Raw genomic sequence first — 3,141 nt, 5'->3', positions numbered from 1 at the left:
CAAATCCTGCCCCCGCAACCAATTCCGATGCCTTCCATTGCACTTCCTGTTTTACTCTTGTCTAAACTAAGCATCTAATAAACAATTATATACCCTGTTTGAAGAAGCACACCAAGAAACGCTGATACGTTAGGCTAAACGTTGGTTGGATAACATCGTTTGACGCATTTCAAGCGTTGAGGGCAGTAAGCGATTGTGCAGCACTTTAATGACATGGTACTGCTTAAGTGTCTTGATAGGTGAAAGCTGCATATCTCCTGACAACAATAAGCACGATGCAAACTCCTCGTCACGGTCGATAATCAAACATAAACCATCATCAAAACCGCTATTAAGCTCACAAATATGGCGTTCAGGCGCCCACTCTTCGATATTCGACTTCTGAAAATGCCAACTCTGTGGCATTTGTGGACAGCCAAAACGCACGAACGCCGCAGCACAAAGCGCAGCATGCTCGAGTGAGGTTCCAATTTCTTCTGCAGAGTAACCTTCTAACACGTCGACGAAGTTCTGAAGTAAAGTAAGATCTTCGATATTAAAAGGCGCTGAGGAAAAATCAACATTCACAAGTTGCTTGTGTTTATAGGGCAATCGGAAAGGCACGCCATCCCCTGTCTGAACGGACAATGGTTGAGCATGATCATCGTAGAGCCAGCACATGTGTTGATTAAGTTCCAACTTGCGCACCTTTATTATTATGAATGTTGTTATAAAATTGCCAAATAGAGTACCCAAAGTCACCCAACTTTACAAGATATTCACAATATCCTTTATCAGCTTGGGTCCTTTGTAGATAAATCCTGTGTAAACCTGTACTAACGCCGCACCTGCATCGAGTTTCTCTTTTGCCGCTGCGGCCGAGTCAATCCCACCGACACCTATGATAGGGATCGCGTCATCGAGCACATCACGCAAAAGACGAATGACATCGGTACTTCTATCACGTACAGGCTTGCCACTCAGACCGCCGGCCTCATCAGCTAACGTTTTATCGGACAATCCATCACGGGACAGCGTCGTATTGGTCGCTATCACACCATCAATGCCCTGCTCGTTAAACGCTTCTGCCATGGTACGCACTTCTTCTGCGCTCAGATCAGGTGCTATTTTAACGACCAGCGGCACATATTTGTTATGTACTTCCGCCAGCTTTTTCTGCTCAGCTTTTAAGCCAGCTAACAAACTGTTTAATGCATCGCCATGTTGGAAGTTACGCAACCCAGGTGTATTGGGCGAAGAAATATTGATAGTGACGTAGTCCGCATAAGGATAAACCTTAACTAAACACGCAATGTAGTCCTGCAGGGCGTCTTGCTCTTCAGTGACTTTGTTTTTACCAATATTAATACCTAACACGCCTTTATACGTGCGTTGCTTGACCTGTTCAACAAGCGCATCAACACCGTCATTATTAAAACCCATTCGGTTAATGATGGCTTCATCTTTGACTAAGCGAAATAGTCTAGGTTTTGGGTTGCCCGGTTGAGGCTTGGGTGTCACAGTCCCCACTTCAATAAAACCAAAGCCCATTTGCCCAAAACCGGTCATGCAGCGAGCATTCTTATCAAGCCCGGCGGCGAGTCCCACCGGGTTAGGAAACTGAATACCCATTACTGTGACCGGCTTGGCGGGCAACTTCTGGCGCCAAACCATCGATAGCGGGGTGTTAGCAAAGCGGCGTAAAAAACCAAGCGTCCAGTCGTGTGAACGCTCGGCATCTTGGTTAAACAGCCATTTTCTGACCAGGTTATACACTAGGCTGAAACCTTAGGCGCACAGTTGTGGCTCAACAGCATCAGTTCACGGAGTGCCACTGAGAATTTAGCAAACTCATGACTCTTCGTGGTGCGGAAGTCCGATAACATCGACTGCCAACGTTGCAACAGTGACTCGTTTTGCTCCATCCAGTCATCAAGCATTTGGAGTGGTTCACCAATATCTGAGGCTGACTTCAGCACGACTAAAGTCAATGCGCGTTGCTGCCAATCTAACTCTTCGCGGAATGCAGCCCGTGCTAACGCTTGCCAGTGGTTGGCTACTGGTTGATTGTTAATCTGGTTCAAGAACCAATGCAGGTTCAAACGCGCTCCCAGATAGAAATACATATTACCAACCGTCTGGTACGACTGCTTAGTGTCATCAGCGATCTCAGCGATATCCATCGCAGAGAATACCGTGCTCAAGCTTGCAACTTCCTGAGCTAACTCTTTTGGAAGCCCCTGCTCTACATAGCGATCGATTGATTTCTGAATAACCGTTGCTTCATCTTCATTCATGTAGCTCAAGCAATTCTTGCGTAAGTCATCAAACGCCGGCATATAGAAGTCGATATGCTCCTGAATACCGTTCAACTTGGTATTGCGATGACGCAGGAACCAACGTGTTGCGCGGCGTACCATACGACGCACTTGGAACAAGATATCGTTCTGTGTTTCAGCAGGCACTTTGTTGTTTAACGCTTCGATAGCATCCCAAAGTTCTTCAACTCGGAAACACTCACGCGCTACAACAAACGATGACGCCACTTCTGCGATCGTTGCACCGGTTGCTTCTTGCTTGCGGTAAACGAAGTTAGGTCCCATATCGTTAACAATGGTGTTCGCTAACTTGGTTGCAATAATTTGACCTTTCAATGGGTGTGACGCCATTGAGTCCGCAAACTGCTTTTGTAACGGCTTAGGGAACGAGCGGAATAATGCTTTACCGTGGAAAGGATCCTCAGTGATCTCGTCGGTAATCAATTGTTCTTTCAGTACCATTTTCCCATATGCCGTAAGTACCGACAATTCAGGACGCGTTAAACCTTTGTTTTGTGCTTGACGTTCAGCCAACTCATCATCAGATGGCAAGAACTCAAGTGTACGATTGAGCGCACCATCACGCTCTAATTGATGAATAAAGCGTTGTAGTTCTTTAATCTGGTCGGCACCACGCAGCGCGGTAATCGATAGCGATTGAGTCTGACGATTACAGTCATCAAGAACAATCTCAGCCACTTCGTCAGTCATGTCGTAAAGTAACTTGTCGCGCTGTTTCTTAGTGAGGTCACCATTATTGACCAAACCATTCAGCAAGATTTTGATATTCACTTCGTTATCTGAACAGTCCACGCCACCGACGTTATCGACAAAGTCGGTATTA

Annotated in this window: 3 protein-coding genes; all 3 read right to left on the bottom strand. The window is 46.2% G+C overall.

Going from position 1 to position 3,141, the window contains the following annotated elements; all coding sequences use genetic code 11:
* Positions 1–129: 129 nt before the first annotated feature.
* The gene (locus B2X00_RS12335) at positions 130–687 is read right to left on the bottom strand and encodes a cell division protein ZapC domain-containing protein (protein WP_414653762.1); all 558 of its coding nucleotides are present in this window, start codon (positions 685–687) and stop codon (positions 130–132) included.
* 60 nt (positions 688–747) lie between these two features.
* Positions 748–1,755 carry a quinone-dependent dihydroorotate dehydrogenase gene (pyrD, locus tag B2X00_RS12330; RefSeq protein WP_290487954.1) on the bottom strand — a complete coding sequence of 336 codons (1,008 nt, stop codon included), beginning with the start codon at positions 1,753–1,755 and terminating at the stop codon, positions 748–750.
* On the bottom strand, positions 1,755–3,141 hold a 1,387-nt coding region (locus tag B2X00_RS12325), incomplete at its 5' end, for an NAD-glutamate dehydrogenase domain-containing protein (protein ID WP_290487953.1). The genes pyrD and B2X00_RS12325, both read right to left, overlap by 1 nt.

Origin of the sequence: Idiomarina sp. UBA3162 (genome assembly GCF_002364475.1) — a bacterium.
In the GTDB taxonomy this organism is placed as follows: Bacteria; Pseudomonadota; Gammaproteobacteria; order Enterobacterales; family Alteromonadaceae; genus Idiomarina.
The sequence above is the reverse complement of the archived record's forward strand: the minus strand, read 5'-3'. Positions and strand labels throughout refer to the sequence as shown.